Annotated in this window: 5 protein-coding genes; all 5 read left to right on the top strand. The window is 61.2% G+C overall.

From position 1 onward, the window contains the following. A partial coding sequence (locus VNX23_RS18985) for an acyl-CoA dehydrogenase family protein (RefSeq protein WP_325632489.1) occupies positions 1-599 on the top strand: 599 nt, incomplete at its 5' end. A gap of 58 nt (positions 600-657) precedes the next feature. Continuing rightward, on the top strand, positions 658-1,509 hold the full coding sequence (locus VNX23_RS18980) for an enoyl-CoA hydratase-related protein (RefSeq protein ID WP_325632488.1): 852 nt from the start codon (positions 658-660) through the stop codon (positions 1,507-1,509). Between the two features lie 38 nt (positions 1,510-1,547). After that, on the top strand, positions 1,548-2,774 hold the full coding sequence (locus VNX23_RS18975) for a CoA transferase (RefSeq protein WP_325632486.1): 1,227 nt from the start codon (positions 1,548-1,550) through the stop codon (positions 2,772-2,774). 81 nt (positions 2,775-2,855) lie between these two features. Continuing rightward, entirely contained in the window at positions 2,856-3,641 is a 786-nt protein-coding gene (locus VNX23_RS18970) for an enoyl-CoA hydratase (protein ID WP_325632485.1), read from the top strand. Positions 3,642-3,718: 77 nt separating this feature from the next. After that, positions 3,719-5,047 (top strand): NAD(P)/FAD-dependent oxidoreductase, encoded by a 1,329-nt coding sequence (locus VNX23_RS18965; RefSeq protein ID WP_325632483.1) that lies wholly within the window; start codon positions 3,719-3,721, stop codon positions 5,045-5,047. Positions 5,048-5,052 lie beyond the last annotated feature (5 nt).

Here is a 5,052-nt window from a genome sequence, read left to right as displayed (position 1 = left end):
TCGAGAACAAGTCGACGCCCGGCTTCAGCGTCGAGAAGATCGAGCACAAGATTGCGCTCAAGGTGGTCCAGAACGGTCAGATCACGCTGAAGGATGTACGGTTGCCTGAAGCGAACCGCCTGCAGGGCGGTAACTCGTTCCGCGACACGGCTCGGGTGCTGCGGATGACGCGATACATGGTCGGTTGGGCCTCAACCGGCATCCAGATGGGCGCATTCGAAGCGACCCTCAAATACGCCCAGGAGCGGCTGCAATTCGGCAAGCCGATCGCTTCGTTCCAGATGATTCAGGATCTGCTCGCCAAGATGCTTGCCAATCTGACCGCGTGCCAGTGCCTGATGCTGCGTCTGGCGCAACTGGACGATGAAGGCAAGCTCGGCGACCATCATGCGGCGCTCGCGAAAGCGTTCTGCACGGCGAAGTCGCGCGAGACCGTCTCTTGGGGACGCGAAGTCCTGGGCGGCAATGGCATCGTCGCCGACTACAATGTCGCGCGCTTCTTCGCCGATGCGGAGGCGCTTTACTCCTACGAAGGCACGTACCAGATGCAGAATCTGATCGTCGGTAAAGCGATCACCGGTCACGGCGCCTTCATTTGACGTCTCGACGCGCCGGCGCTCCGACGCCGGCCGATCCTCGCAAACAGGAGATATGATCATGGCTTCCGGAGCCGCATCATTCACACCTTCGCCGGCAACCGTACCGGATTCTTCGCCCAGAGCGACACTGGCGCTTGCCAATGTCCGGTATGAGAAAAAGGGCTCAATCGCCTATGTGACGGTCAATCGGCCCAAGGTGCTCAACGCGCTCAATACGCCGACCTGGACCGATTTACAGGCCGCATTCGAGGACGCGAAAGCCGACGCGTCTGTACACGGCGTGATCCTCACCGGCGCGGGCGACAAGGCCTTCATCGCCGGCGCCGACATCAGTGAACTCGCGCATGTCGACGCCTATGAGGCGGAAGAGTCCAGCCGGTTCGGGCAGGGTGTGCTGGACCTCATCGAAAACCTGGGCAAACCGGTGATCGCGGCGGTTAATGGCTTCGCGCTTGGCGGAGGCTGCGAGACGGCAATGGCCTGCACGATGAGGATCGCAGCAGAGCACGCCAAATTTGGGCAACCCGAAGTCAAGCTGGGCCTGCTGCCCGGCGGTGGCGGAACGCAGCGTTTGCCGCGCCTGGTGGGAAAGGGTCGTGCGTTGCAGTTGATCCTCACGGGTGAGACGATTTCCGCGCAGGAGGCCTATCGCATCGGTCTCGTCAACGAAGTCGTCCCTGCAGCCAGCCTGATCGATCGTGCCGAAACCATACTGAAGCAGATCGCGGCCAACGCGCCGATCGCTGTGAAGTTCTCGCTGGAGGCCGTGAACAAGGGGCTGGAGACCAGCCAAAGGGAAGGCCTTGCACTGGAGGCCTCCCATTTCGGCATTTGCGCCGCAACCGAAGACAAGAAGGAAGGCACCTCCGCCTTCCTTGAGAAACGTGCACCGAAGTTCCGCGGTCGGTGAAGCAATGGAACGCACACGACGATTAGGAAAGAACAGCTATGGCAAATGACAATATTTTCTCGGGACTGAAGGTGGTAGATCTAGCCAGCTTCATCGCAGGCCCTAGCGCCGCGGTGATTCTGTCGGACTTCGGCGCCGACGTCATCAAGGTGGAGCCGCCGAACGGCGAGCTGTGGCGGCACGCGCACAACCTGCCCCCGCAGCCGGTAGCGGAGGATGCCTACCCCTGGCATCTTGCCAATCGCAACAAGCGGGGTATGACGCTTGATCTGAAATCCCCGAGTGCCCATCAGGTGCTTGAGAAGCTGGTCAAATGGGCCGACGTGCTCGTTGTCAACACACCACACCCCGCGCGCAAAAAACTGAAACTCGAATACGACGATGTGGTGGGGTGGAATCCGCGGCTCATCTATGCGGATATCACGGGTTTCGGCGACAAGGGACCTGATGCGGATCTTCCCGGTTTTGACATCACGTCGTATTGGGCACGCAGCGGGTTGTTGTCGATGACGCGCGATGCCGGCGCGCCGCCGACCTGGCCGGTGGCCGGTAGCGGCGACAATGCGACCGCGGTCGGGCTCTATTCGGCGATCGTCACTGCCCTTTATCGTCGCGAGCGTACCGGCGAGGGCGCGCATGTCACGACCTCGCTGCTTGCCGAAGGCGTGTGGTCTGCCAGCGTATCGATCCAAGCCGCGCTATGCGATGCGAAGTTCTTCGGGCTGCACGATCGCATGCACCCGGCAAATGCGGCAATGAATGTGTATCGCGCCAAGGACAACACCTGGTTCGTTCTCATCGTCACCCCCGATAAGCTGGCCGCCGTTGCCAAGGCCATCGGCCGTCCTGATCTGCTGACCGATCCGCGGTTCTCCGATCCGGCGAAGCTGATGGCGAACATGCCGCAGCTCACGGCAATCCTCGACGAGACCTTCTGTGCCGAGCCGATGGCACATTGGTACAACGTGTTCAATGGCGTCCACGTGACGTTCGGAGCGGTGCGTGGGCCGCAGGAAGTGATCAACGATCCACAGCTCCAGCCGAATGATATCGTCGTTCCGCTCGATGGCGCCGGCGGCAAGCTGACCTCCACAATCAGCAGCCCGCTTCAGGTGCATGGCGTCACCAAGGTACTTGCGAAGCGCGCCCCAAAGCTTGGAGAACACAACGAGGAGATTCTCCGGCAGCTCGGATTTAGCGCGGTCGAAATCGATGGTTTGCGCACGAGCGGCGCCATTCCGAAGGCAAAGGAACATGCGGCTTAGCGTGACCACTACCGGGGCAGCGGGAGTCGCGTGAACCTCGACTCGCAGTGAATTCACGGTAAGGGGACCAGGAGTTCGACAATGGATGACATCGTTACCGAACACGCCGGAAGCATCCTGCGCATCCAGTTGAATCGCCCGAAAAAGCTGAACGCAATGACATCAGCCATGTACCTCGCTCTAGCAGGCATCTTCGACGAGGCCGCGAATGACGAGAACACGCGTGTCGTCCTCTGGCATGGCGCGGGGGATTCGTTCTGCGCGGGCAACGATATCGACGATTTCCTCAAGAACCCTCCAGGGCCAGGCGAATCGCCGCAGGCCCGTCTCATGAATGCGTTGGTCGACTTTGACAAGCCCCTGGTCGCCGCGGTCCACGGCGCCGCGATCGGCGGTGGCACCACCATGCTGACGCACTGTGATTTTATCTACGCAGGTGAAAGCACGAAATTCCAGATGCCTTTCATCAACCTTGCTCTCGTGCCGGAATTCGGGTCGAGCTGCTCCGTGCCGGCGCGGATCGGTCATGTTCGCGCTGCCGAGCTGATCTTGTTGGGAGGTCCTTTTGATGCCAGGCGCGCCGCGGAGCTGGGACTCGTGACCCAGGTCGTATCCGACAAGGACGTGCTGGCGAAGGCGACCGAAACGGCTGTGAAGTTGGCAGCGAAGCCGACCGGCGCGCTGCAAGCCAGCAAAAGGCTCATGAAGCAGCCATTTCGCGAACAGATCAAGGCTGCGATGAAGGCTGAGAACGAAGAGTTCAGCGCGCAAGTTCGCTCTGAAGACGCAAAAGAGGCGCTTACGGCCTTCTTGGAAAAGCGCAAACCTGATTTCACGAGGACCGTCAAATCTGCAGCGAAGGCATAGGGACTTAGAGGCGCGAGCAATGGTTGGCGCATTGAGAGCACTGTTCCCGGAAGGGAGTTACGAACAAAGGTGATCAAATGAGCGCGATACTAGCCGAGACTCGGCCTGACGAGGCGCATGTAGTCGTGGAGGCGCCGCGTCCGGAGCGGAAGCGTGTCGTGATTGTCGGCGGCGGTTTTGCCGGGATCGCGGCCGCGCACGCGCTGAGACACGCCGATGTCGAGATCGTCCTGATCGATCGGCGCAACCACCACATTTTTCAGCCCTTGCTCTATCAGGTGGCAACCGCCGTTCTCTCTCCCGCCGAAATCGCGGCGCCCATCCGCCAGATCGAGGTGAAGCAGCGAAACGTCACCGTACTTCTGGGGGAGGTCACTGGCATCGACGTTGCCTCACGCACGATCGAGGCGTCCTCCCCAGGCGCGGGCGTCCACAAGATCGCGTTCGATTATCTGGTGGTCGCGACGGGCATGCGTCCAAGCTACTTCGGGCACGACGAGTTCGCGCGCTATGCGCCTGGGCTCAAGAGCCTCAACGACGCCGAGACGATCCGAGCCAAAATCCTGGGTGCGTTCGAACTGGCCGCTGCGACCGAGGACGAGGCCGAACGCGCGCGACAGATGACGTTCGTGCTGGTCGGCGCCGGTCCAACCGGCGTGGAACTCGCGGGGTCCTTGGCGCACCTGGTGAAGGTCACGCTGCGGGGCAACTTCCGCCGCATCGATCCGTCGAAGAGCGACATTATTCTGCTCGACGCGGGCAAGCGGGTTCTGCCGACTTTTGCCGAGTCAGTCTCGCGCAAGGTGGCTCAGCGCCTCGAGAAGCTTGGCGTGAAGGTCGTGACGGATGTCAAGGTCGAGACAGTCGACAACCAAGGTGTGATTGCCGGCGGAAGCAGGATCCCGAGCGCAACAGTGCTGTGGACGGCAGGCGTCGCGGCATCGCCGATTCCAAGGATGCTCGGCACCAAAACCGACCGCGCGGGGCGAGCATTCGTTGATCCATTCCTGAGGGTCCTTGACGCGCCAGGAGTATTCGTCGTCGGCGACGCGGCATCGGTGATACAAAACGAACATCCGGTGCCCGGCGTGGCGCAGGCGGCGATTCAGGAAGGGCGGTACGTCGGGCGGCTGATCGCGAAAGAGCTGAAGGGGCGAGAAATCAAACGTCCGTTCCGCTATTTCGACAAGGGTAACATGGCCGTCGTCGGCAAGAATTACGCAGTCCTGGAGAGAGGCTGGTTGCGCACGGGCGGCTTCTTGACTTGGCTGGTGTGGGCATTCGTTCACGTGCTGTCGCTTCCGCAGCTGCAGAATCGGCTGCGCGTTCAGCACCAGTGGGTGTGGTCCTATTTCACCGGCCAGCGCAGCTCGCGCCTCATCCCCGAGCCGCCGCGGACGATTTAATTGAA

It is taken from the genome of Bradyrhizobium sp., assembly GCF_035570375.1.
Taxonomy (GTDB): domain Bacteria; phylum Pseudomonadota; class Alphaproteobacteria; order Rhizobiales; family Xanthobacteraceae; genus Bradyrhizobium.
The sequence above is the reverse complement of the archived record's forward strand: the minus strand, read 5'-3'. Positions and strand labels throughout refer to the sequence as shown.